The organism is Pseudomonas sp. LB3P93, from assembly GCF_054898025.1.
In genome coordinates, this window is the sequence record NZ_CM142713.1 from 2,405,264 (window position 1) to 2,428,408 (window position 23,145).

Here is a 23,145-nt window from a genome sequence, read left to right on the forward strand (position 1 = left end):
AACTCTTTGCAATGGAGGTGCGGGAGCCTGGAGGGCGAGTGTGATGGATATTCTGCACTGTGAGCCGGGCCAGGTTTTCAGCACGCAAACGTGCATGAACAGCCTCAGCGATTTAAACAGCGATACGGTGCTGCGGTTCGGCCCCTACGCATTCCACCAGCGGCAACGGCTGATCCTGGACGGTGATCGGCCACTGCGCATGGGCGGCCGGGCCCTGGACATCCTCCAGGTGTTGGTCGAGCGCGCTGGCCATGTGGTCAGCAAAGACGAGTTGATTGCCCACGTCTGGCCGACGTCGGTGGTCGAAGAAATCAACCTGCGCGTGCACATCGCGGCCCTGCGTCGGGCCCTTGGCGACGGGCATAACGGCCAGCGTTACATCGTCAACATTCCCCAGCGCGGTTACAGTTTTATCGCCCCGGTGGAGCCCGTGCCTGCGGGTACGTTGGTCTCCATCGAGACCGTGCAAAAACATCAGCACAACCTGCCAGCAAGGCTCACGCCTGTGACCGGCCGGGATTCGATTGTCGGCAGTCTGGTCCGGCAGTTGCCGGTGCGCCGTCTCATGACCCTGGTCGGCCCCGGTGGCATCGGCAAGACCACGGTGGCGTTGCGCGTCGCCGAACTGCTGTTGCAGCACTATGAAGACGGCGTGTGGCTGGTTGATTTCGCGGCGCTCGATGACCCCGCGCGAGTAGTCGATCATCTGACCCAAACCCTTGAGCTGGAAGTCGGCACCACCTTGGACGTGTTGGCGCAACGGCATTCGCTGCTGGTGTTCGATAACTGCGAACACTTGCTGGAACGCTGCCGCACCTTGGTCGAGGATTTGCTGGCGTCGGCGCCTCGGTTGTCGATCCTTGTCACCAGCCGCGAACCGCTGCTGGCGACGGGGGAAACGGTCCAGCGCTTGCCGTCCCTGGCGGTGCCACCCGTGTCGGCGTTGCACAGCGTGGCCGAGGTCATGGGCTACTCGGCGGTGCAGCTGTTCGTCAGTCAAGCCCGCGCTCGCCAACACGGGTTTGCCTTGCGCGAACAGGACCTCAAGGCGGTGCGTGAAATCTGTCGGCGGCTCGACGGTTTGCCGTTGGCCATTGAACTGGCGGCGGCGCAAATCGATGCGCTGGCGTTGGTCGGTCTGCAAGCTCAACTGGATAACTGTTTTCAGCTGCTGACCCAAGGCCGACGCACGGCCGTGCCCCGGCATCAGACCCTCAAGGCTGCGCTGGACTGGAGCTATGAAAGGCTGAGCGGGTTGGAACAAACCGTGTTGCAGCGGCTCTCGGTTTTTAAAATGTCCTTCACCCTTGATGCTGCGATTGGCGTTAGCAGTTGCGAGGTGCTCAAGCCCAATCAACTCGCGGTGCTGGTGCAGGCCCTGGTGGCCAAGTCGTTGCTGTCGATGGATCAGGTCAACGGCATCACCCGCTATCGCTTTCTCAACACCACGCGCACCTATGCCCTGGAGAAGCTCGAATTCAGCGGTCACCTGCGCACGTTCGAGCGGCGCTACTCGCATTACATCAGCCGTGCGCGCTGGGTCTCAGGCGTGCAGTTGCCCATGGAGCTCGTCGAGTAACCGACGGACTTTGCTCAAGTCCGGCGTGGCAAAACCTTCAGTGAAGCGGTTGTAGATCGGCGCCAGCAGCTCATGGGCTTGCTGGTACAAACCCTGGCGCTGCCACAGTTGCGCCAGCGAGGTGGCACTGCGCAGTTCCCAGGCCAAAGCACCCTGATGTTTAGCCACATTTAAAGCCCTGATCAACACCGCCTCGGCCTCTTCGGTTTTCAGTGGGCAATCCTCGGCCAGCAGCGTATCAGCCCGGGCCCGCAGAACTTCCGCCGTGCTCCAGCCTGCCGTACCGGAGTCGGCCCGTTGCATCAGGGCGTCATCGACGAAACCGCTGTCCAGCGTGACCATGATGTCCTTGATCAGCCCGACGCCTGGCTGAAGAGGCAAGTGCGCCTCGGTGCGGTCGATGACCTGCGCGTAGTGCCGGGCCCAGGTGTAGAACAGCAGCACCGAGTGTTTCTGTGATTGCTCCAGCAGCAGACACAAGAGTTCACGGGCCGTACGGGTATCGCCGTTGTAGTGAGCGATCAGGCAGCCGGCCAGCGCCAGGGTGTAGCAAATGGAGGTGCCGTGGTTGATCTGGATCGCGATGTCCAGTGCCTGACGGGCGGTGCGCCAGGCTTGTTCCGGTTGACCTTGCAGCCAGAGGATGCGCGCCAGAATCGTCAGGGCGGCCACGCTCTGATCGTACTGCACGCCAAAACCGTGGGTGAAGCGGTTGAGGTGCCCGCTTTGGGCCATGCGTTGGATGACCTGTTCGGCGTTCACTCGGGCCAGTCCCTGATCGCCGGCAAAGTGCAGGGCCAGTACGCGCAAGCGGTGCGTGCTCAGCGACAGCACGGCGTCCCCCGGCGCGCCCAGGCGGTCGAACAATTGGCTCTGCTCCAGCGCCATTTGGTAATGGCCGCAACTGAGGTTGACCGCCATGTGCCCGGACACCGCTCGCAGCTGACCCGCCACGTCGTTGTTGTGCCTGGCCAGGGTTCTGGCGCTGACGAACGCGGCGATGGTCTCGGCCGTGCCGCCCTGGGTGTGGTAACAGGAACTGCCCAAGGCGAGATTGAGGGTCATTTGCAGATGAGGGCAGGGCTCGGGCGCCGCCTCGAGCAAGGCCAGCGCCTTGCGCACATAGACGCCATGTTCCTTGAGCAGCGACAGTTCCTGCCAGAGTGGCGTCGAGGTCGCGGTCAAGCGGATCGCCAGCGCCTGCGGACCTTGAGCGTTCAAGCCCCAGTCCAGGGCCGAACGAATGTCATCCAGACTGCGGGCGTAACGCTCGATCCACAGGTCGGTGGAGATCAGTTCCCAGTCAGTCTGGGCCTGGTGCATCAAGGCCAGGCAGCGTTCGGCGTGACGCTTTCGCGTGTCCGGCAGATCCACGGTCTGGTCGAGTTTTTCCAGGGCGTAGCTGCGGGTGGTGTCGAGCAAGCGGTAGAACACTTCTTCGTCGCCCACTTCCACGTTCAGCAACGACTTGGCCACCAGTTGCGTAATCGAGCCGAACACCACATCGGGCTCGATGTGGTCGCCGACGATCACGGCTGCTGCCGACTCCAGCGTGAAGCCGCCCCTGAACACGCCCAGTCGGCGCAGGCAGGTTTGCTCGCAGGCATTCAGCAGTTCGAAACTCCAGTCGAGTGTGGCGCGCAGGGTCTGGTGTCGGCCTAGCGCCGATGGACAGCCCTGGGTCAGCAGGCGAAAACTGCCTTGCAGCTGCACCAGCAAACCGCTCAGGCCAAAATTGCCGACCTGCGCCGCCGCCAGTTCAATGGCCAGCGGAATGCCGTCCAGACGGTGGCAGATTTCAATCAATAGCGGCAGTTCATCATCGCTCAGCTCGAAACTGTCATGGCTGGCCATGGCTCGCTCGACGAACAATTGCAGTGCAGAAAAGGTCAACGCCTGGGCGCGATCCAGCACCGCGATGGGCGGTGGGCAATCGAGGGATTCGAGACGCTGGACGAACTCACCTTCGGCCCGCAGGCTCTCGCGACTGGTGGCCAGAATGTGCACGTGTGGCGCGGCGCGCAGGATGCTTTCGCAGAGCACTGCGACGGCGTCGATCAGGTGTTCGCAGTTGTCGATCACCAGCAGCATTTGCCGATCGAGCAGGAACGCGCCGAGGCTGCTCGTCGGTTCGGCGTCGTGCAGGGACAAATCCAGCAACGTGGCCATATGCGCGGTGATCATCGACGGGTCATTGATCGGCGCCAGGTCCAGCAGGCGAATGCCATCCCGATAGCGACCGATCAACAGCTCGGCGACGCGCAGCGCCACGGTGGTCTTGCCGATGCCGCCGGGGCCAACGAGGGTGATGAAGCGCTGGCGTGACAGTTGCGTGACCAGACTCTCGACCAGCAATTGGCGACCGATCATGCGCGTGCGACGGACGGGGAGGTTATGGGCGCTGGGCTCGAGACTTTCGCTCGCCAGAGGTTGCTCGATTGGCTCCAGCGAGAACGGTGCGACAAAACTGTAGCCGCGCTGGGCGACGGTGACGATGTAGCGCTGGCCGGCCTGGCCGTCGCCGAGGGCTTTACGCAGCGCCGCCATGTGCACGCGCAGGTTGATGTCTTCGACGACGCTTTTGGGCCAGACCCCGGCGATCAGTTGCTGTTTGCTGACCACGTTTCCGGCGTGCTCCAGCAGGATCAGCAGAATGTCCATGGCGCGCCGGCCCAGGCGCAGCTGCTGGTCGGCCTCCAGCACCAGGCGTTGTCCGGGATAGATCCGGTAGGGGCCGAAATGGATGGCCTGCTCGGGGGAAAGGGTCAACGTGTCGCTCCTGCTTGCATCCGTCTAATACGCGGTTTTCGAGCATATTCCTCAGGTTTTTCCATCAACGCAACGAGGGTTCGGGTGACCGTCGGGTGTTCGCGCCGACTGCCTGTACCCGGGGCCACTGGCCGGCGCCGTGTTTATTGGGTGCAACCTTAGCAAAGCAGGTGTTGAGGCTTTTGGCGCGCCAATGAAAATTAACAACGTTTAACTCGTCCTGCGTCTGGTCTACGCCCAAAACTCTGCCTCTTCAACACCCGCCGGTCTTGTGAATGTGCCGCATAACCTGTGGGAGCGAGCTTGCTCGCGATAGCGGTGGGTCAGCTTGCATCTATGTCGAATGTGCCGCCGCCATCGCGAGCAAGCTCGCTCCCACAGGGAATGGTGCTGGGCTGACAGGTATCGGGTGCTTGTTGCAAAAGGATCAACTTGTCATGAGGACACCAGGATGAGCAACGTGGTGGTGGTCTATCACAGTGGCTACGGGCATACCCGGGTCATGGCGGAAGCCGTGGCCCAGGGTGTGGAACGGCACGTGGGCAGCACCTGCCTACTGATTCCGGTCGACGAAGTGGACCAGCACTGGGCCCGGCTGCACAGCGCCGACGCCATCATCTTCGGCGCCCCGACCTACATGGGCAGCGCGTCGGCACCGTTCAAAGGTTTCATGGAAGCGACAGCGGCGTTCTACCTCGCCCAGCCGTGGCGCGACAAACTGGCCGCCGGTTTCACCAATTCCGGCTGCCTGTGCGGCGACAAACTCAACACCTTGCTGCAGATGGCGGTGTTCGCCGCGCAGCATTCGATGATCTGGGTCGGCCTCGACCTGCTGCCAGCGCGTTCCAGCATGGGCGTCTTCGATGGGCAAATGAATCGCCTGGGCAGCTCGCTCGGCGCCATGGCTCAGTCGAATGTCGAACAGACCCCGGACCTCGCCCCACCTCTCGAAGATCGCTGCACCGCCGCGCATCTGGGCGAGCGGGTGGCGCGTCTGGCCGAACGTATGGCTCATCCACCGGTTTGACTCACCCCAACACTCGCTAAGGAGACATCGCATGAGTACGTTCACGACCCGAGACGGCACCGAGATCTACTACAAGGACTGGGGCACCGGCCAACCCATCGTCTTCAGCCACGGCTGGCCGTTGAACGCCGACAGCTGGGAATCGCAGATGATCTTCCTGGCCTCCAAAGGCTACCGGGTGATCGCCCACGACCGCCGCGGTCATGGCCGCTCCAGCCAGCCGTGGACCGGCAATGACATGGACACCTACGCCGATGACCTGGCGCAGTTGATCGAGTTGCTCGACCTCAAGGACGCCGTGCTGTTCGGCTTCTCCACCGGTGGTGGCGAAGTGGCGCGCTACATCGGTCGCCATGGCACCGACCGCGTGGCCAAGGCCGGGCTGATTTCATCGGTGCCACCGCTGATGCTCAAGACCGAAGCCAACCCCGGCGGTCTGCCGATCGAAGTGTTCGACGGCATTCGCCAGGCGTCCCTGGCCGACCGTTCGCAGCTGTATATCGACCTCGCCAGCGGGCCGTTCTTCGGCTTCAACAAACCGGACGCCAAGCCGTCCCAAGGCATGATCGACTGGTTCTGGATGCAAGGCATGATGGCCGGCCACAAGAATGCTTATGACTGCATCAAGGCATTCTCCGAAACCGACTTCACCGAAGACCTGAAGAAATTCGACATCCCGACGCTGGTGGTGCACGGCGACGCGGACCAGGTGGTGCCGATCGAAGCAGCGGGCATCGCCTCAGCAAAACTGGTGAAAGGTTCTACGCTGAAGATCTACCCCGGCGCCCCTCACGGCTTGACTGATACCCATAAGGATCAGCTCAACGCTGATCTGCTGGCGTTCCTCAAGGGTTGATATGCCCCGGCGCGGGCGTAGATCCGCGCCGGTTTTCGCTCCTGATGAGAGCAGCTATCCATCGAGAATTTGTTCATGAAAAAGCTCACTAACGCCACCGGCGCCCCAGTGGTGGATAACCTCAATATCCAGACCGCCGGCCCTCGTGGGCCGGCGCTCTTGCAAGACATCTGGTTGCTGGAAAAACTCGCCCACTTCGACCGCGAACTGATCCCCGAGCGACGCATGCACGCAAAGGGCGCGGGCGCCTACGGCACCTTCACCGTCACCAATGACATCACGCGCTACACCAAAGCCAATATCTTCAGTTCAGTGGGCAAGGAAACGCCGCTGTTCGTGCGCTTTTCCTCGGTGGCCGGCGAGCGCGGCGCGGCGGATGCCGAGCGCGACATCCGTGGCTTCGCGGTGAAGTTCTACACCGACGAAGGCAACTGGGACATTGTCGGCAACAACACGCCGGTATTTTTCTTCCGCGACCCGCTGCGTTTCTCCGACCTCAACCACGTGGTCAAACGCGACCCGCGCACCGGTCTGCGCAACGCCACCAGCAACTGGGATTTCTGGAGCCTGCTGCCCGAGGCGTTGCACCAGGTGACCATTGTCATGAGCGATCGCGGTATTCCCACCAGTTTCCGCCACATGCATGGCTTCGGCAGCCACACCTTCAGCCTGATCGACCGCGACAACCAGCGGGTGTGGGTGAAGTTTCACTTTGTCTGCCAGCAAGGCATCGAAAACCTCTCCGACGCCGAAGCTGCGGCGGTGGTCGGCAAGGACCGCGAAAGCAACCTGCGGGACCTGTACGAAGTCATCGAGCAGGGCCATTTCCCGCGCTGGAAACTGTGCATCCAGGTGATGGAAGAACAGCAGGCCCTCAACTATCGGCATAACCCGTTTGACCTGACCAAAGTCTGGCCGCACGGCGAGTTTCCGCTGATCGAAGTCGGCATCATGGAGCTCAATCGTAACGCCGAGAACCACTTCGCCGAAATCGAACAAGCGGCGTTCTCGCCGGCCAACGTGGTGCCGGGCGTGAGCTTCTCGCCGGATCGCATGCTCCAGGCGCGGCTATTTTCCTATGGCGATGCCCAGCGCTATCGCCTGGGGGTGAACTTCAATCACATCCCGGTCAACGCACCGCGCTGCCCGGCCCACAGCTACCACCGCGACGGCGCCATGCGCACCGACGGCAACCTCGGCGGCACCGCCAGTTACTTCCCGAACAGCGTGGGCGAGTGGCAGGACTCACCGGAACTGGCCGAACCGCCGTTGCCGCTGGAAGGCTTCGCGCAGCACTACGATCATCGGCTGGAAGAGGACCATTACGAGCAGCCGGGGAACCTGTTCCGCTTGCTCGATCCGGTGCGCAAACAGCTGCTGTTCGACAACACCGCACGGGCCATGAACGGCGTGCCGCAGGCGATTCGTCAGCGCCATATCGACAACTGCAGCAAGGCTGATCCGGCCTATGGGTTTGGCGTGGCAGAAGCGTTGGAACGGCTGGTTCCGCTGGGCTAACGCAACCCATGTGGCAACCCATGGCCCTGTAGCAGCTGTCGAGCCTGCGAGGCTGCGTTCGGCTGCGAAGCAGTCGTGAAATCAGCCAACGCGGTGTTTCAGGTAAACCGTGTCATCAGGTTTTACGACTGCTGCGCAGCCGAACGCAGCCTCGCAGGCTCGACAGCTGCTACAAGACCGTGTGGCGTTGAGATTATTGCGCGTGAAGTTGAGCGTTGCAGGCGGGGCGGTGGGGCAGGGAACGCACGGTGCGGCAACGCCACGCAAACGGATTGATCCCTTCGCTGCGAGTGAAAATGTGGCAGAAATGCGCCTGATCGCAGAAGCCGCATTCGAGGCTGATTTGCGTCAGTGTCAGGTCGGTACTCTGGATCAGCTGCTTGGCGCGGGCGATGCGCTGGTCGCGAATCCAGTCCTGGGGCGAGAGCCCGGTGCTGCACTTGAACGCGCGTGAGAAATGACTGCGCGACAGGGCGCAGGCGCGGGCCAGTTCAGTCACTTCAACGGTTTCACCGAGGCGTTCGAGGATCAGTTGCTTGGCCAGGCTTTCGCGCCACGGGGTCAGGCCGCCGGTGGTTTTCTTTCGCGTTTCAGTGACAGTCGCGCAGGCGAGGTTTTGCTGAGAAGAGGCCATGACAGATGTCCGTGTCGGTGAGCTTCATTCTTGGGCGCAGGGCGCTGGCAGGCGAGTTAAACGTTGTTAATTCCATCGCTGCGCAGGGGGGGCAACAACGCTAACTCAGCACATTGCTGCAATTTCCATGGCCACCCCACGTGCATAATCGTCGTCATTGGGCGACGTTTTACATCGCCGTTTTTCTGACTCGATCAAGGGTGAAGGCATGAAACATTCCCTGGTTTGTGCGCTGGGGCTCGCGATCAAGAGCCGTGCGAAAGTGTTCAATGATGCGGCGGCGAGCAATAGCTGGGTGACGGCGGCAAACTTGCCGTTTCAGGGCATCGGCCACATCGCGGCGCAGGGCAAGCACTTCCAGTGGGTGCCGGTCGAATATGGTCCTTACAAACGTGCGGCCAAAGTGCCGTTGATCGAGTAAAGTCCTCGGCTGAACACACAAGGAAACCGTGCCTATGAACCGTAACGATCTGCGCCGCGTCGACATGAACCTGCTGGTGATTTTCGAAGCGTTGATGTTCGAAAAGAACCTGACCCGTGTGGCCGAAAAACTGTTCATGGGGCAGCCGGCGGTGAGTGCGGCGCTGGGGCGGTTACGGGATCTGTTCGACGATCCGTTGTTGCTGCGCAATGGCCGCGGCATGGAGCCAACGGGGCGGGCGCTGGCGATTCTCAAGGAGCTGCAACCGGCGATGGATGTGATTTCCGGGGCGGTCAGTCGCGCCAAGGAATTTGATCCGACGACCAGTTGCGATGTGTTCCGCATTGGTTTGTCGGACGACGCGGAATTCGGTTTGTTTCCGCCGTTGTTGCGGCAACTGCAGGAAGAGGCGCCGGGGATCGTGGTGGTGGTGCGTCGTGCCAACTATCTGCTGATGCCGGCATTGCTGGCCTCGGGAGAGATTTCCGTGGGGGTGAGTTACACCACGGATTTACCGGCGAATGCCAAGTGCAAGAAGTTGCGGGACATTCCCTGCAAAGTGCTGCGTGGGGATAAGCGACCGGGGACGCTGACGCTTGACGAATACTGTGAGCGGCCGCATGCGATGGTGTCGTTCTCCGGGGACTTGAGCGGCAATATCGATCTGGATTTGGCCAAGGTTGGTCGCAGTCGTCGTGTGGTGTTGGGTGTGCCGCAGTTCAGCGGGTTGCGTGCGTTGCTTGCGGGGACTGAGATGATTGCCACGGTGCCGGATTATGCGGCGTGTGCGCTGGTTGAGGGGTGTGCGTTGCGGGCGGAGGATCCGCCGTTTCCCATTGATGCGGCGCAGTTGTCGATGGCCTGGAGTGGGGTGCATGACAATGATCCGGCGGAGCGGTGGTTGCGGTCGCGGATCAGCGAGTTCATGTCGAGGCCTTTGCCGGTTTCGGCTTGAACGTGGCGGCCTCCGGGCCGACCACATTCCCGCCTGTGCCCGATCTCCTGTAGGAGCGAGGCTTGCCCGCGAAGGCGGCCTGACAGCCGACCAATCTCTTTGAGGTGTACATATCCATTCCTGCGGTAACGGCCACTTATGGTTTCGCCCTTACGGCGAGTCCCTTTTTCAAACGCCAAAAAGGAACCAAAAGGCTTCGCCCCAGCGTCCGGCCCCTCGCCTGGGCTCGGCGTTCCCTCGCTCCGGCATTCATCTGGGGGCATCGCCTCCGGTTGGCTTCGCTTCAACCTCCTCTCGATGTGTGCGGCTTCGCCGCACGGCGCTACGCGCCTACCCCCCAGATGAACGCCTCCACTCGGCCTCCCGAAGGGGCGGGCAGATCAAGATCAAGAGCTGCAGGCGAGCTAACGCTCGGCCTGTTGAGTGGTGAGAAGCGAAAGGTGTACGCCGATTTATTGTAGGAGCGAGCGGTGGGGCGATCCGACTTGCCCGCGAAGGCGGCCTGACAGCCGACCAGTCTCTTGCAGGCACACTTCATTCATTGTGGGAGCTGGCTTGCCTGCGAAGGCGGCCTGACAGCCGACCGGTCTCTTACAGGCACACTTCATTCATTGTGGGAGCTGGCTTGCCTGCGATGGCGGCCTGACAGCCGACCAGTCTCTTGCAGGCACACTTCATTCATTGTGGGAGCTGGCTTGCCTGCGATGGCGGCCTGACAGCCGACCGGTCTCTTACAGGCACACTTCATTCATTGTGGGAGCTGGCTTGCCTGCGATGGCGGCCTGACAGCCGACCGATCTCTTACAGGCACACTTCATTCATTGTGGGAGCTGGCTTGCCTGCGATGGCGGCCTGACAGCCGACCGGTCTCTTACAGGCACACTTCATTCATTGTGGGAGCTGGCTTGCCTGCGATGGCGGCCTGACAGCCGACCGGTCTCTTACAGGCACACTTCATTCATTGTGGGAGCTGGCTTGCCTGCGAAGGCGGCCTGACAGCCGACCGGTCTCTTACAGGCACACTTCATTCATTGTGGGAGCTGGCTTGCCTGCGATGGCGGCCTGACAGCCGACCGGTCTCTTACAGGCACACTTCATTCATTGTGGGAGCTGGCTTGCCTGCGATGGCGGCCTGACAGCCGACCAGTCTCTTGCAGGCACACTTCATTCATTGTGGGAGCTGGCTTGCCTGCGATGGCGGCCTGACAGCCGACCAGTCTCTTGCAGGCACACTTCATTCATTGTGGGAGCTGGCTTGCCTGCGATGGCGGCCTGACAGCCGACCGGTCTCTTACAGGCACACTTCATTCATTGTGGGAGCTGGCTTGCCTGCGATGGCGGCCTGACAGCCGACCGGTCTCTTGCAGGCACACTTCATTCCCTGTGGGAGTGAGCCTGCTCGCGATGACGGATTATCAGCCAACATCAATGTTGAATGGCACACCGCAATCGCGAGCAGGCTCGCTCTCACAGGGGAAATGTGTTGATTCGAGGGCTGTGTTTAATGGTGTTTAAGGTTACGTCCTGAAAGCTACAGATCCTTGCGCCGTTGCCTACGACTGCGCCAGAATCCGCCGGCTTGTGCGCTTTGACCCTGGTCTTTATCGTTTCCGCATCGCTGCCAATCAGCGGTCGGGTTTAGCGACCTGAACAGGTATAAGCGCAACAACGCTCCGTCTTATTGCAGGCGTTCCCTGTCTGCAGTTTCGACATGGTGGCTGTGCGCGGGAGGCCTTCGGGTCTGCCGGGTCTTATACCTCTCGGTTCGCTAACCTGCGTACAGCCGCCACCCTTACTTGTTTAGCGACAGGTGCTGGTGGTTCCAACAGGTATAAATGGAGTATCACCATGTTCAAAGCCACACCCAATCCCCCGGAACCCGACGACGTTTCCCCCTACGATCCCCTCGATCCAAAAAAACTAAACGAAGCCGCCGACCGCGCGCTCGATCACTATCTCAATCCGTCTGCCCTGAAAGCCCCCGCCATCCGGAAGCCCAGCACAATGTTCATCGTCGCCCCCGATGTCGATAACGAAAGCCTGTTGGCCCACGCTTGCGAATCTCTGGCGTCGGCGAGTGTGCTGGCCGGTGATTTTGCGGGGCATCTGGAGGGGCCGCAGCGGCATACGATGTTGGGCATTCAGCAGGTCATCATGCTGGCCGAGCTGGCGGTGAATCGGGCGCTGGACGGTGTTGATCCGCGGTAACGGTGTCAGCTGAAAAGAACGGTCTCGGAAGAGGCCGTTTTTTGTGCCTGCGAGAAACCTCCCAGCAATAAAGGTCCCCCCCTGCGGGAGCGAGCCTGCTCGCGATGGCGGCATGACATTCAACATTGATGTCGCCTGGCCCACCGCTATCGCGAGCAAGCTCGCTCCCACAGGGATCTTCGGTGGATTGGTGGTCGGGGCACGCCGCAAAAAGAGCACGTACATCCAATTTTTCCCGCCCCCACACCGGCACTATCAAATGAAGTCCCGGCGCAACGACGCCGGTAGTTTTTCATTTGTGCAGGTGAGCCCATGAATACGTCGCAATGGGATGAGCGGGCCCAGGATCTCGGACTGCTTTTTCTGCGGGTCAGTGGCGGTTTGTTTCTGCTGTGGGTGCACGGTTTGCCGAAGCTGCTTAACTACAGCGCTCAACTGCAGGTCATCGAAGACCCTTTTCACGTGGGTGCAAACGTCACGCTGATGCTGGCGATTTTTGCCGAGGTGGTGTGCCCGTTGCTGATCATCGCCGGGGTGTTGGTGCGTTTGGCATGCCTGCCGATTTTGGCGGTGTTGCTGGTCGCGCTGCTGGTGGTGCATGCGCAATGGAGTCTCGAAGAAGGGCAGTTCGGCTGGCTGCTGTTGATTCTGTTCACCAGCCTTTTCATCGCCGGGCCGGGACGGCTGGCGCTCAATGTCCGATTTGCCGGAGCTTTGCGTTATGCCTGAATCCAATCGTTTCGAGGAAGTCGTGACCCTGGTGATCAAGCACCGGGTCAAGGCCGGTTTTGAAGTGCCTTACGAAGCCTGGTTACGCAACATTGTCAGCATCGCCGGGCAGCAGGAAGGGCATTTGGGCGTGGACGTGATGCGCGGTAAAAACGCCGGCCTGGACATGTACACCTGCGTGCTGCGGTTTTGCACCACCGATGCGATGCAGCACTGGCTCGATTCGCCGCAACGCCTGGAGTTGGTCAACGAAGCCACGCCGATGCTCGCCGATGGCGACCAGACCGAGGTCAACCCGGTCAATGAATTCTGGTTCGCGCCGCAAGCCGACGCCGCTTCGCCACCGCCGCCGCGCTGGAAGCAGGCCGTGGTGACGCTGTTGGTGATTCTGCCGCACACCTTGCTGGTGCCGCTGCTCTGGGGCCCGCTGCTGCAACTCAACGCCATCCTGTCCAATTACGTGGTCGCCACGTTCCTGATCACGCTGACCATCGTTGTCTCGGTGGTGTACCTGTTCATGCCGATGGCGACGCGTCTGTTCGCGCCCTGGCTGTCACATTCCACTCCGTCCAAGGAACCGCGATGAACGCCGATCTGATTCTATTCAATGGCCAATTCCATACCGTTGACCGTGAAAACCCACGCGCCAGTGCGGTGGCAATCAGCGAAGGCCGCTTCGTTGCGGTCGGCACCGATGCCGAAGCCATGGCCCTGCGCGGCTCGGGCACGCAGGTCATTGACCTCAAGGGCCGTTGCGTGATTCCCGGCCTCAACGACTCGCACTTGCACTTGATCCGCGGCGGTCTTAATTACAACCTCGAACTGCGTTGGGAAGGTGTGCCGTCGGTGGTCGATGCCTTGCGCATGCTCAAGGACCAGGCCGATCGCACGCCCACGCCGCAATGGGTGCGGGTGGTCGGTGGTTGGAACGAATTCCAGTTCGCTGAAAAGCGCATGCCGACCCTCGAAGAGCTCAATCAGGCCGCGCCGGACACCCCGGTGTTTGTCCTGCATTTGTACGACCGCGCCTTGCTCAACCGCGCCGCGTTGCGCGTGGCCGGTTACACCCGCAACACGCCGAACCCGCCGGGTGGCGAGATTGTGCGTGATAGCAATGGTGAGCCGACCGGCATGCTGGTGGCGCGTCCCAACGCGATGATTTTGTACTCGACGCTGGCCAAGGGGCCGAAGTTGCCGCTGGAATATCAGGTCAACTCGACGCGCCAGTTCATGCGCGAACTCAACCGTCTCGGCCTGACCAGCGCCATCGATGCCGGCGGCGGTTTCCAGAATTATCCGGACGATTACCAGGTGATCGAGCAGTTGGCCAAGGACCAGCAACTGACCATTCGTATCGCCTACAACCTGTTCACGCAGAAGCCGAAAGAAGAGCTGACCGACTTCAAGAACTGGACCAGCAGCGTGACCCTGCATCAGGGCGACGATTACCTGCGCCACAACGGCGCCGGGGAAATGCTGGTGTTCTCGGCGGCGGATTTCGAGGACTTCCTCGAGCCACGTCCGGACCTGCCGCAAACCATGGAAGACGAGCTGGAGCCGGTGGTTCGCCACCTCGTCGAGCAGCGCTGGCCGTTCCGTTTGCACGCCACCTACAACGAATCCATCAGCCGCATGCTCGACGTGTTCGAGAAGGTCAATCGCGACATTCCATTCAACGGTTTGCCGTGGTTTTTCGATCACGCTGAGACCATCACGCCGCAGAACATTGAGCGGGTGAGGGCGCTCGGTGGTGGTATTGCGATTCAGGACCGCATGGCGTTTCAGGGCGAATATTTTGTCGAGCGTTACGGCGCCAAAGCGGCCGAAGCCACACCGCCGATTAAGCGCATGTTGGCCGAAGGCGTACCGGTCGGCGCCGGCACCGATGCCACGCGAGTGTCCAGCTACAATCCATGGACTTCGCTGTACTGGATGGTCAGCGGTCGCACCGTCGGTGGCCTGGAGCTGCACGCCGAGGGCCTGTCCCGGCAAACCGCGCTGGAACTGTTCACCCACGGCAGCGCCTGGTTCTCTTCCGAGCAGGGCAAGAAAGGCATGATCAAGGTCGGCCAACTGGCTGACGTCGCGGCCTTGAGCGCGGACTTTTTCAGCGTCGATGAAGAAGCGATCAAGTGGATCGAATCGGTGTTGACCGTGGTCGGCGGCAAGGTGGTGTACGCCGCCGGTGATTTCGAAAAACTCGGACCGGCCAGCGTGCCGGTGCTGCCGGACTGGTCGCCGGTGGCCAAGGTCCCGGGTCACTGGCGTCCGACGTCGCCGATGCAGGCGCAGGTTCACCATTGCAGCGGGCCGTGCGGCGTGCATTCCCACAGCCATGAAAAGGCGCGGTTATCGAATGCGCCGGTCAGCGATTTCGCCGGTTTCTGGGGCGCGTTCGGCTGTTCGTGCTTCGCGTTCTGACGATCACATCAAGCGCCGATGCACCGCGTCGGCGCCTTGCGTAATACCCATCCATCGAGGAGTTTCACATGAGCAACGTTCCGTACAAACGCCTGAACAAAGACGATGCCGTTGTCCTGTTGGTCGACCACCAGACTGGCCTGATTTCGCTGGTTCAGGATTTCTCGCCGAACGAATTCAAGAACAACGTGCTGGCCCTCGCGGACCTGGCCAAATTCTTCAAACTGCCGACCATCCTCACCACCAGTTTCGAAAACGGCCCGAACGGTCCGATGGTGCCGGAGCTCAAAGAACTGTTCCCGGACGCGCCCTACATCCCGCGTCCAGGCCAGATCAATGCCTGGGACAACGAAGATTTTGTCAAAGCCGTCAAGGCGACTGGCCGCAAGCAACTGATCATCGCCGGTGTGGTGACCGACGTTTGCGTCACGTTCCCGACGTTGTCGGCGCTGGCGGAAGGTTTTGAAGTGTTTGTGGTGACTGATGCTTCGGGCACCTTCAACGAAACCGTGCAGCAAGCGGCCTGGGCCCGCATGGCCGCGGCCGGTGCACAACTGGTGAACTGGTTCTCGGTGGCGTGCGAGCTGCAGGGCGACTGGCGCAACGACATGGAAGGCCTGGCAAACCTGCTGTCGCCGCGCATTCCGAACTATCGCAATTTGATGAACAGCTACTCGGTGCTGACGTCGAAATAAGCCCTATTCAGGCAACACACTTTCCCTGTGGGAGCGAGCTTGCTCGCGATAGCGGCAGATCAGCCAACATCTCTGGTGGATGTGCTACCGCTATCGCGAGCAAGCTCGCTCCCACAGGGTTTGTTTTATACCTGACGTTTTTGCAACCATCCCAGGAAACCGCCTTTCTTGATCAGTACCGGCTTGGCCATCAACGCCAACCGGCTGTTCTGCTGGCGTACCGCTTGCAGCTTGTTCAACGCCCGACCCACTTCAACCTGTCGCTCCATGCAACCACGGGTCAGGGATTTGTCGATCCGGTAAATGATGCACGAGGTCAAGGTGGTGAAGGTGGCCTGGGACGGTGTGTCGGTGAGAATGCTTTGTTCACCCATCACCTCACTCGGCCCCATACGACCCGCTTCGGTTTGCCCGGCGCCGTCCGGCACGGTAGCGCTGACCACCCCCGTGGCGATCACCATCAGGCTGTCCGGCACTTCGCCCAATTCCAGCACCACTTGGCCGGCCGCGTATTGTTGCGGGATCATCGACTGAGCCATTTGATCGCGCTCATCTTCACTCAGGGAACGGAAGATCTTCACTTCATCCAGCAACGCACGCGCACGGGTTGTCGGTTCAATCACACCATCGAGCTGCCGGGAAATGCCCGCCGCTTCGAGGTGCCGATGCGCCAGGTCGAACAGCTGATTGCGCACTTCGCTTTTCTTGCCGAGCTCGGTGATAAAACCGCTGGCCACGTACTCGGACATGGTTTCGCCGGCCTCTTTGAGCACCGCTTTCGGTGCGGGGGTGAGCAGTAAACTGCTGCTGCCTTGAAGCGTGCGCTCAAGCGCATCCAGCACTCGACGCGGGCGAATGTGGTTGGGCACTTGAATGCTGATCGACACGCCGTGCATGTTGTTCGGCCGACTGAGATTGACGATCTTCGCCTTGGCCGCCACCGAGTTCGGCACCACAGCCGTGCTGCCAGCGCTGGTCAGCATATGGGTGGCGCGCCAGTCGATGTCGAGCACTTTGCCCTCGACGCCATCAATCATGATCCAGTCGTCCACCTGATACGGTTTGGTGGTGTTCAGCACGATCCCGGAAAACACGTCGCTCAAGGTGCTTTGCAACGCCAGACCGACAACGATAGCCACGACACCGGACGTCGCCAGCAATCCTTTCACCGGCAGCTCCAGCACATAACCGGCCGCCGCGACGATGGCGATCAGAAACACCAGCGCGCCGATGACGTCCTGCAACAAACGGCCGCTGTGACCGATGCGACGCATCAGCACCAGGCCGATGACTTCGGTCAGCACCCGTGCGGCGTACAACCACCAGAGAATTCCCAACGCCGTGGCGCCCAACTGTGCGACACGATCCTCGGCGAACAGAGGCGCCTGCAACGGGCTCACACCGGCATTGATCACCAGCGCGCTGAACAGCACAAACAACGCGAGGCGCACACCAACCCGCGTGACGCGATGCTTGAACGGCGCGAGGTGCCAGAGCACGGTGTCGATCACCAGCAGCAGGGCGCTCCAGGACAGCAGATGAGCGAGGACAAAGGACATGGGGAAACTCCGGCGCGTATTAGATCATTGCAGACAAGCTTTTTGTGGCGAGGGAGCTTGCTCCCGCTGGGTTGCGAAGCAGCCCCAAAATTCTCGCAGTCAACGCAGATTTTGTGAGTGCTGCGCACTCAAGCGGGAGCAAGCTCCCTCGCCACAAAAAGCAGCTTCGCCACACATTGCTGTGTGGCGAAGAGGGAAGGACTCAGTTCAAGTGCGTCTTGAGTTCCAATGCCGCCTGACGAACCGCCGCCTTCACTTCCGCAATCTGGCTCAGCGGGTTGAGCAGGCCGAAGTCGTGGATCATGCCGTTGTAACGCACCGCCGTGACCGGCACACCGGCCGCGTCGAGGTGACGGGCGTAGGCTTCGCCTTCGTCTCGCAACACGTCGAACTCGGCGGTCTGCACCAGGGCGGCGGGCAAGCCCTTCAGCTGTTCGGCACTGGCTTGCAGCGGCGAGGCATGGATCTGCGCACGCTCGGCCTGGTCCGTGGTGTAGTTGTCCCAGAACCAGTTCATCATGCCCTTGGTCAAGAAATGGCCTTCGGCAAATTGCTGGTACGAGCCGCTGTCGAACTGCGCGTTGGTCACTGGCCACATCAACAACTGGAAGCGCAGCGCCGGGGTTTTCTGTTCCTTGGCCATCAACGCCACGACCGCCGCCATGTTGCCGCCGACGCTGTTGCCGGCCACCGCCAGGCGTTTGCCATCGACGCCGATGTCCTTGCCATGCTCGGCCACCCAACGGGTCGCGGCGTAGGCCTGGTTGATCGCGGTCGGGTAGTGCGCTTCCGGCGATGGCGTGTAATCGACATACACCGCGACGGCGCCGGAGCCGACCACCAAATCGTGGATCAGACGCTGGTGAGTCGGGTAATCGCCCAGCACCCAACCGCCACCGTGGAAGAACATGAACACCGGCAATTCACCCTTGACCTTGGCCGGCCGTACGATCTTCAGGTTGATGGTTTGCCCATCGACCTTGATCGCACGGTCGCTGACGTCCACACCCGACAGATCAACCTTCACCGAATTTTGCGCACCGGTCAGCACCGCACGGGCATCCTTCGGGCTCAGTTGCTCAAGCGGCTTGCCACCCCCGGCGGCGAGGGCTTCGAGGAAGGCCTGGGTGTTGTGTTCGACACCCGGGCTGCCGGCGGCGAATGCGTTGCCGATGGAGAGGGCGAGGAGGTATGCGGTCAGGGTTTTGTTGACGAGGTTCATGGGGCAAATCCTTTTAAATTAATTAGAGTTTTATTACCTGAGGTCAGGTCGCTGCTGGCGCTGTGGTTCAGGCCTCAGCAACACCGTGTACACAGATTAATAGGTCGCCCAGAAGGGAAAAAGCGGCTATAAAGTGTTTGACTGTCAACCAAGGCGTGACAATGAACCCGTTCGAAGATATGCGTATTTTTTGCCAGGTGATGGACTCCGGCAGCTTCACCTCGGCAGCCGATCAATTGGGCCTGTCCAAGCAGTTCGTCAGCCGCCGCTTGATGCAGCTCGAAGAGCGTCTGGGCGTGCGCTTGCTCAATCGTTCCACGCGACGGCTGGACGTCACACCGCTGGGCCAGAGTTATTACGAGTCGGCGTTGCGCCTGCTTGGTGAAGTCGAGCAGGTGGAGCAGGGCATCGCCGGCCAGACCACCGAGCCGCGCGGCACCATTCGCGTGAGCGCGCCGTTGTCGTTTGCGCTGGCGCACTTGGGTTGCCTGCTGCCGCTGTTCTTGCAGCGCTATCGCGATGTCACGGTGGAAGTGGACTTGAGCGATCGGCCGGTGGACTTGCTCAGCGAGGGGTACGACCTGGCGTTGCGCATCGGGATTCTGGAAGACTCGACACTGATCGCCCGCCGCATCGCCTCCATCCAGCGCGTGTACTGCGCCAGCCCGGCTTATCTGGCCGAGCGCGGCACGCCATTCAAACCCGAAGATTTGCACAACCATGACTGCTTGCCGTACGGCCATGGGCGCCAGGTGCAATGGCGTTTCGAAGGGCAGGGCAAGCCGCTGACCGTCAACGTCACGGGCAGGATGCGGGTCAACAACGGTGAGTTGCTCAAGGATGCGGCGCTGGCCGGGTTGGGGATTACGTATTTGCCGACGTTCATTGTCGGCTCGGCGCTGAAGGATGGCCGGCTGGTGCCGGTGCTGGATGAGTTTCGTCCGCAGCCGCTGACGTTATCGGCGGTGTATCCGCAGCACCGCCAGAGTTCGCGGCCGGTGCAGGCACTGATCGAGTTTTTGCGCGAGCGGCTGGATCGGGTTGAGGGTGGGTTGTAAGGATCACCATTTCCACTGTGGGAGTGAGCCTGCTCGCGATTGCGGTGGGTCATTCAGCAAAATGCTGTCTGGCGCGACGCCATCGCGAGCAAGCTCGCTCCCACAGGGATTTGTAGTGGTCTTGTGATCAGTGACTGTCAGGTCCGTTTGTCATCGCCTGGCTCGCCACCGACATGCACGCCGCGGTCATCGCCGACTTCACCGGAACGATGCACGCCGCGGTCGTCGCCGACCTCACCAGCGCGATGAACACCGCGGTCGTCGCCGATTTCACCGGAACGATGTACGCCGTGGTCGTCACCCACTTCACCCGAGCGATGAACCCCGTGATCGTCACCGGGCTCAGAGTGAGTGCCGCTGCGCCCGGAGGAGGATGAGGCGGTGTTGCCGGAATGTCCCGAACCATGGTCGCTGCCGCTGTGACCGCTGCCGCTATTGCCGCTATTGCCGCTATTGCCGCCACTGCCGCTTCCACTGTGGCCGCCGCCATTGCCGCCGCCGTTGCCGCTTCCACCGTGACCACCTCCATTGCCGCCGCCACCGCTTCCACCACCGCTACCGCCAGAACCGCCGCCGCCGTGACCACCGCCGCCGCCGTGACCACCGCCACCGCCGCCCGAACCACCACCGCCGCCAGAACCGCCGCCGTGACCACCACCGCCGCCACCAGAACCACCACCTCCGCCCCCGCCACTACCACCGTCCTTGGCCTGGGCACTCGACATTCCGGACAGGCTGTCCGGAATCAATACGGTAGACGCCGACAGAACTGCGCCAATAGCTACTGCAAGTAAAAGCTTGTTGATGTGCATGTCGTTCTCCGTCTTTTGATTCAGGTTGGAACGTTGATGAACAATGCAACTTGCTGCTCGATTCAATGGGTGAACACCGCAGCGCGCTGATTAATTCAGTTGCAGCATCGATGTGCGATGAACGGTACAACTCGACCCCGTTCCAAAGGTCAGTGAATACTCGAGGCCAGCTCGAAAATCGGGATGTACATCAGGATCACGATGACCCCGATCAGCAGGCCGATGAAGGTCATGAGCAAGGGTTCGAACAGCCGCACGAACCATTCGATCCAGCGGCTGATTTCTTCGTCGTAGAAGTCGGCGCTGCGCTCCATCATCTGCCCGAGGTTGCCGGACTGCTCGCCCGCACGCAGCAAGCGCAGGGACACCGGGGTCACCAGGTGATTGAGTTCCAGCGCGGCCGACAGCGATTGCCCCTCGCGCACTCGCTCGCAAGCCTGGTCCAGGCGCACGCGGGAGGCGGGGGTGAGCAGGCCGCGAACCATGCCCATGGCGGTGACGAGGGGGATGCCGCCCTGCAGCAGAATCCCCAGGGAGCGATAAAAGCGCGCCAGTTCGTACATGAAGATGCGTTGATGGACCGCCGGGAGTTTTTCAATCACCCGGTCGACGCCTCGGCGAAAGGCCGGTTGGCGCTGGAGGAAGCCGAGCGCGACGACAATCGCCGCCAACCCGCCGAAGAATTCACCCTGGTGGGCGTGCAGGAACATCCCGCAGCTCATCAGCACTTGCGACAGCCACGGCAGGTTCGACCCCAGCCCTTCGAACACCAGGCTGAAGCGCGGCACCACGTAACCCATCAAAAACAACACCACGCCGCCGCCCACCACCAGCAACAGCAGGGGATAGATCGAAGCGCTGACGATTTTTTGCCGAACCTCGTCCATGCGCTGGCGATAGCTGACATAGCGACCCAGGGCATCGCCCACGGCGCCGGTCTTCTCGCTGGACTGCACCAGCGCGACATACAGAGGAGGGAACACCGCCGACAACTGGGCCAACGCCTGGGAGAACGATTTGCCTTCGTACAGCAGGCGCACCAGTTCGCTCAAGGTTTTACGGGCCTGTGGCGCGTTCTCTTTTTCCGCCAGGCTTTCCAACGCATCGATCAACGGCAGGCCGGCATTGAGCAAGGTGGTCAGCTCCTGGCTGAACAACACCAGATTGAAGGTCTCGCGTTTGTGTAAACGCAACGCACGCCAGTGCCGCTCGGCGTGCAAGCTGACCACCCGCAAGCCCTGGTCTTCGACGATGCGCCGGGCTTCGCTGTCCCCTTGGGCCTCGACGGTCATCGAGACCACGCCGGCCTTGCCCACGGCCTTGAGATGAAAGCGCATGGTCGCCACCCCCGTCATTGCCAGCTGGTGACTTCGGCGTTTTCGCCTTCGCCGCCGGGTTGGCCGTCCTTGCCCATGGACAGCAGATCGTATTCGCCGTTTTCGCCGGGGTAGCGGTAGTTGTAGTTACGGCCCCACGGATCCTGCGGCAGCTTTTTCTGCAAATAAGGACCGGTCCATTTGGTTTCATCGCTGGGCGCCGTGACCAGCGCCTGCAAACCCTGTTCGGTCGACGGGTAATGACCGACCTCCAGGCGGTACAGATCCAGCGCCTTGCCCAGGCCTTCGATTTGCGCCTTGGCCACCTTCACTTCGGAGCGGCCCAGTTGGGCGAAATACTTCGGCGCGACGATGCCGGCCAACAGCCCCAGCACCACAAGCACCACCAACAGTTCGAGCAGGGTGAACCCGCTTTGAGTACGCGGGGCGGAACGCAAACGCTGATTCATGATGACCTCACACAGTCGGCAGAAGGGTCGCTGTGAAGGCCTATGCAATTGCCATGCTCACCCCGGTCATCCTTGCGAAACCCCTGTATTCCGGGCCTTTGCGCTTTCGGCACAGTGCTTGCGTATGGCTTGTTTACTACCGGCCATTGGGGCATTACCCCCATTTTTCGGGGCCGGGCAGGGGAGGCAAATAATGAAAACACTCACCACAGGACTGCTCGGCTGTTTACTGCTGACGAGCGTCGCACAGGCCGATGTATTCGTTTCCGTGGACGCCAAGGGCAGCTATGTACTGTCCAATGTTCACCGTCCCGGCCGCACCTATGAACGGGTCATTCACGAACCTCAATCCTCGCTGGTCGGCCTCGATCAGCAGCCCCAGATGATTGCCAGACAGCCTTATGCGGAGCTGGTTTCGGCGGCCGCCACGGCCAATGAATTACCGGCGGCGTTGTTGCACGCCGTTATCCGCGAAGAGTCCCGCTACAACTCGGATGCGACCTCCCCCAAAGGCGCCGGTGGGCTGATGCAATTGATGCCCGATACCGCACGCGAGATGGGGGTGAAAAACGTCTATGACCCGAAAGCCAACATCCAGGGCGGCGCCAAATACCTCAAGCGCCTGATGACCCTGTTCGACAACGACATCACCCTCGCCGTGGCGGCCTACAACGCCGGGCCACAAGCGGTGCTGAGTCGTGGCGGGGTGATCCCGCCGTTCGCCGAAACCCAGCGTTATGTGCCCAGTGTCTTGCGCCAATACCGCCGCTTGCAGGGCCTGGCCATGGATGCCCCGCTGTGATTGGGGCAATCCCCCATATGTGGGGCAACCCGATCCGTACCACCGACCGAAGACCGCATTCGCCCCGTAGCAGCTGTCGAGCTTGCGAGGCTGC

At 61.2% G+C, this 23,145-nt stretch carries 19 protein-coding genes and 1 pseudogene; 13 read left to right on the top strand and 7 right to left on the bottom strand.

Going from position 1 to position 23,145, the window contains the following annotated elements:
* Positions 1–94: 94 nt before the first annotated feature.
* On the top strand, positions 95–1,579 hold the full coding sequence (locus tag ACYZT8_RS10735; RefSeq protein WP_461982418.1) for an ATP-binding protein: 1,485 nt from the start codon (positions 95–97) through the stop codon (positions 1,577–1,579).
* Here the strand turns inward: ACYZT8_RS10735 and ACYZT8_RS10740 are convergent.
* Positions 1,544–4,348 (bottom strand): ATP-binding protein, encoded by a 2,805-nt coding sequence (locus tag ACYZT8_RS10740; protein WP_461980907.1) that lies wholly within the window; start codon positions 4,346–4,348, stop codon positions 1,544–1,546. The genes ACYZT8_RS10735 and ACYZT8_RS10740 overlap by 36 nt on opposite strands.
* Positions 4,349–4,799: 451 nt before the next feature.
* On the opposite strand from ACYZT8_RS10740, the gene ACYZT8_RS10745 reads away from it, so the two are divergent.
* The 3 genes from ACYZT8_RS10745 (at position 4,800) to ACYZT8_RS10755 (ending at position 7,749) form a co-directional block, all read left to right on the top strand.
* A complete protein-coding gene (locus tag ACYZT8_RS10745; protein ID WP_461980909.1) occupies positions 4,800–5,375 on the top strand; it encodes a flavodoxin family protein in 576 nt (191 codons plus the stop codon).
* Between the two features lie 31 nt (positions 5,376–5,406).
* Entirely contained in the window at positions 5,407–6,231 is an 825-nt protein-coding gene (locus tag ACYZT8_RS10750) for an alpha/beta fold hydrolase (RefSeq protein ID WP_461980911.1), read from the top strand.
* Positions 6,232–6,306: 75 nt separating this feature from the next.
* Complete coding sequence (locus ACYZT8_RS10755) at positions 6,307–7,749, top strand: catalase (protein ID WP_461980913.1); 1,443 nt, start codon at positions 6,307–6,309, stop codon at positions 7,747–7,749.
* 193 nt (positions 7,750–7,942) lie between these two features.
* Here ACYZT8_RS10755 and ACYZT8_RS10760 read toward each other — a convergent pair whose 3' ends face one another.
* Positions 7,943–8,383 (bottom strand): helix-turn-helix domain-containing protein, encoded by a 441-nt coding sequence (locus tag ACYZT8_RS10760; RefSeq protein WP_461980915.1) that lies wholly within the window; start codon positions 8,381–8,383, stop codon positions 7,943–7,945.
* Between the two features lie 241 nt (positions 8,384–8,624).
* On the opposite strand from ACYZT8_RS10760, the pseudogene ACYZT8_RS10765 reads away from it, so the two are divergent.
* The 7 genes and pseudogenes from ACYZT8_RS10765 to ycaC form a co-directional block, all read left to right on the top strand.
* Positions 8,625–8,804 (top strand): annotated as a pseudogene (locus tag ACYZT8_RS10765) (MBL fold metallo-hydrolase); the annotation flags it as partial.
* Between the two features lie 34 nt (positions 8,805–8,838).
* A complete protein-coding gene (locus ACYZT8_RS10770) occupies positions 8,839–9,759 on the top strand; it encodes a LysR family transcriptional regulator (RefSeq protein ID WP_438661716.1) in 921 nt (306 codons plus the stop codon).
* 1,848 nt (positions 9,760–11,607) lie between these two features.
* The gene (locus tag ACYZT8_RS10775; protein WP_461980917.1) at positions 11,608–11,967 is read left to right on the top strand and encodes a DUF6124 family protein; all 360 of its coding nucleotides are present in this window, start codon (positions 11,608–11,610) and stop codon (positions 11,965–11,967) included.
* A 312-nt stretch (positions 11,968–12,279) separates the two neighbouring features.
* A complete protein-coding gene (locus tag ACYZT8_RS10780) occupies positions 12,280–12,696 on the top strand; it encodes a DoxX family protein (RefSeq protein ID WP_461980919.1) in 417 nt (138 codons plus the stop codon).
* Entirely contained in the window at positions 12,689–13,282 is a 594-nt protein-coding gene (locus ACYZT8_RS10785; protein ID WP_461980921.1) for an antibiotic biosynthesis monooxygenase, read from the top strand. The genes ACYZT8_RS10780 and ACYZT8_RS10785 overlap by 8 nt, the downstream gene beginning before the upstream one ends.
* Complete coding sequence (locus ACYZT8_RS10790) at positions 13,279–15,117, top strand: amidohydrolase (RefSeq protein WP_461980923.1); 1,839 nt, start codon at positions 13,279–13,281, stop codon at positions 15,115–15,117. The genes ACYZT8_RS10785 and ACYZT8_RS10790 overlap by 4 nt, the downstream gene beginning before the upstream one ends.
* A 68-nt stretch (positions 15,118–15,185) precedes the next feature.
* Positions 15,186–15,812: an isochorismate family cysteine hydrolase YcaC gene (ycaC, locus tag ACYZT8_RS10795; protein ID WP_123434523.1), complete on the top strand. Its 627-nt coding sequence runs from the start codon at positions 15,186–15,188 to the stop codon at positions 15,810–15,812.
* Positions 15,813–15,937: 125 nt separating this feature from the next.
* Here the strand turns inward: ycaC and ACYZT8_RS10800 are convergent, their stop codons facing one another.
* A complete protein-coding gene (locus ACYZT8_RS10800) occupies positions 15,938–17,371 on the bottom strand; it encodes a mechanosensitive ion channel domain-containing protein (protein WP_461980925.1) in 1,434 nt (477 codons plus the stop codon).
* A 202-nt stretch (positions 17,372–17,573) separates the two neighbouring features.
* Entirely contained in the window at positions 17,574–18,593 is a 1,020-nt protein-coding gene (locus ACYZT8_RS10805; RefSeq protein ID WP_461980927.1) for an alpha/beta hydrolase, read from the bottom strand.
* A 161-nt stretch (positions 18,594–18,754) separates the two neighbouring features.
* Between ACYZT8_RS10805 and ACYZT8_RS10810 the strand changes: the two genes are divergently transcribed.
* Entirely contained in the window at positions 18,755–19,651 is an 897-nt protein-coding gene (locus tag ACYZT8_RS10810; RefSeq protein WP_461980929.1) for a LysR family transcriptional regulator, read from the top strand.
* Positions 19,652–19,788: 137 nt separating this feature from the next.
* On the opposite strand, the gene ACYZT8_RS10815 is transcribed toward ACYZT8_RS10810, so the two are convergent.
* The 3 genes from ACYZT8_RS10815 to gspG all read right to left on the bottom strand — a co-directional run bounded on the left by ACYZT8_RS10815 (position 19,789) and on the right by gspG (position 22,249).
* A complete protein-coding gene (locus ACYZT8_RS10815; RefSeq protein ID WP_461980931.1) occupies positions 19,789–20,463 on the bottom strand; it encodes a hypothetical protein in 675 nt (224 codons plus the stop codon).
* 149 nt (positions 20,464–20,612) lie between these two features.
* Positions 20,613–21,800, bottom strand: a complete 1,188-nt coding sequence (locus tag ACYZT8_RS10820; RefSeq protein ID WP_461980933.1) for a type II secretion system F family protein — start codon at positions 21,798–21,800, stop codon at positions 20,613–20,615.
* Between the two features lie 14 nt (positions 21,801–21,814).
* The gene (gspG, locus tag ACYZT8_RS10825) at positions 21,815–22,249 is read right to left on the bottom strand and encodes a type II secretion system major pseudopilin GspG (protein ID WP_094471703.1); all 435 of its coding nucleotides are present in this window, start codon (positions 22,247–22,249) and stop codon (positions 21,815–21,817) included.
* 193 nt (positions 22,250–22,442) lie between these two features.
* Between gspG and ACYZT8_RS10830 the strand changes: the two genes are divergently transcribed.
* A complete protein-coding gene (locus tag ACYZT8_RS10830) occupies positions 22,443–23,051 on the top strand; it encodes a lytic transglycosylase domain-containing protein (protein ID WP_131059650.1) in 609 nt (202 codons plus the stop codon).
* Positions 23,052–23,145: the final 94 nt, after the last annotated feature.

What these genes read in the sequence shown, in the direction of transcription:
- ACYZT8_RS10800 (WP_461980925.1), bottom strand. Translation starts at nt 17,371, where the DNA reads ATGTCCTTTGTCCTCGCTCATCTGCTGTCCTGGAGCGCCCTGCTGCTG.
- ACYZT8_RS10750 (WP_461980911.1), top strand. Translation starts at nt 5,407, where the DNA reads ATGAGTACGTTCACGACCCGAGACGGCACCGAGATCTACTACAAGGAC.
- ACYZT8_RS10775 (WP_461980917.1), top strand. Translation starts at nt 11,608, where the DNA reads ATGTTCAAAGCCACACCCAATCCCCCGGAACCCGACGACGTTTCCCCC.
- ycaC (WP_123434523.1), top strand. Translation starts at nt 15,186, where the DNA reads ATGAGCAACGTTCCGTACAAACGCCTGAACAAAGACGATGCCGTTGTC.
- ACYZT8_RS10760 (WP_461980915.1), bottom strand. Translation starts at nt 8,383, where the DNA reads ATGGCCTCTTCTCAGCAAAACCTCGCCTGCGCGACTGTCACTGAAACG.
- ACYZT8_RS10790 (WP_461980923.1), top strand. Translation starts at nt 13,279, where the DNA reads ATGAACGCCGATCTGATTCTATTCAATGGCCAATTCCATACCGTTGAC.
- ACYZT8_RS10805 (WP_461980927.1), bottom strand. Translation starts at nt 18,593, where the DNA reads ATGAACCTCGTCAACAAAACCCTGACCGCATACCTCCTCGCCCTCTCC.
- gspG (WP_094471703.1), bottom strand. Translation starts at nt 22,249, where the DNA reads ATGAATCAGCGTTTGCGTTCCGCCCCGCGTACTCAAAGCGGGTTCACC.
- ACYZT8_RS10745 (WP_461980909.1), top strand. Translation starts at nt 4,800, where the DNA reads ATGAGCAACGTGGTGGTGGTCTATCACAGTGGCTACGGGCATACCCGG.
- ACYZT8_RS10810 (WP_461980929.1), top strand. Translation starts at nt 18,755, where the DNA reads ATGAACCCGTTCGAAGATATGCGTATTTTTTGCCAGGTGATGGACTCC.
- ACYZT8_RS10780 (WP_461980919.1), top strand. Translation starts at nt 12,280, where the DNA reads ATGAATACGTCGCAATGGGATGAGCGGGCCCAGGATCTCGGACTGCTT.
- ACYZT8_RS10820 (WP_461980933.1), bottom strand. Translation starts at nt 21,800, where the DNA reads ATGCGCTTTCATCTCAAGGCCGTGGGCAAGGCCGGCGTGGTCTCGATG.
- ACYZT8_RS10785 (WP_461980921.1), top strand. Translation starts at nt 12,689, where the DNA reads ATGCCTGAATCCAATCGTTTCGAGGAAGTCGTGACCCTGGTGATCAAG.
- ACYZT8_RS10770 (WP_438661716.1), top strand. Translation starts at nt 8,839, where the DNA reads ATGAACCGTAACGATCTGCGCCGCGTCGACATGAACCTGCTGGTGATT.
- ACYZT8_RS10815 (WP_461980931.1), bottom strand. Translation starts at nt 20,463, where the DNA reads ATGCACATCAACAAGCTTTTACTTGCAGTAGCTATTGGCGCAGTTCTG.
- ACYZT8_RS10755 (WP_461980913.1), top strand. Translation starts at nt 6,307, where the DNA reads ATGAAAAAGCTCACTAACGCCACCGGCGCCCCAGTGGTGGATAACCTC.
- ACYZT8_RS10830 (WP_131059650.1), top strand. Translation starts at nt 22,443, where the DNA reads ATGAAAACACTCACCACAGGACTGCTCGGCTGTTTACTGCTGACGAGC.
- ACYZT8_RS10735 (WP_461982418.1), top strand. Translation starts at nt 95, where the DNA reads ATGAACAGCCTCAGCGATTTAAACAGCGATACGGTGCTGCGGTTCGGC.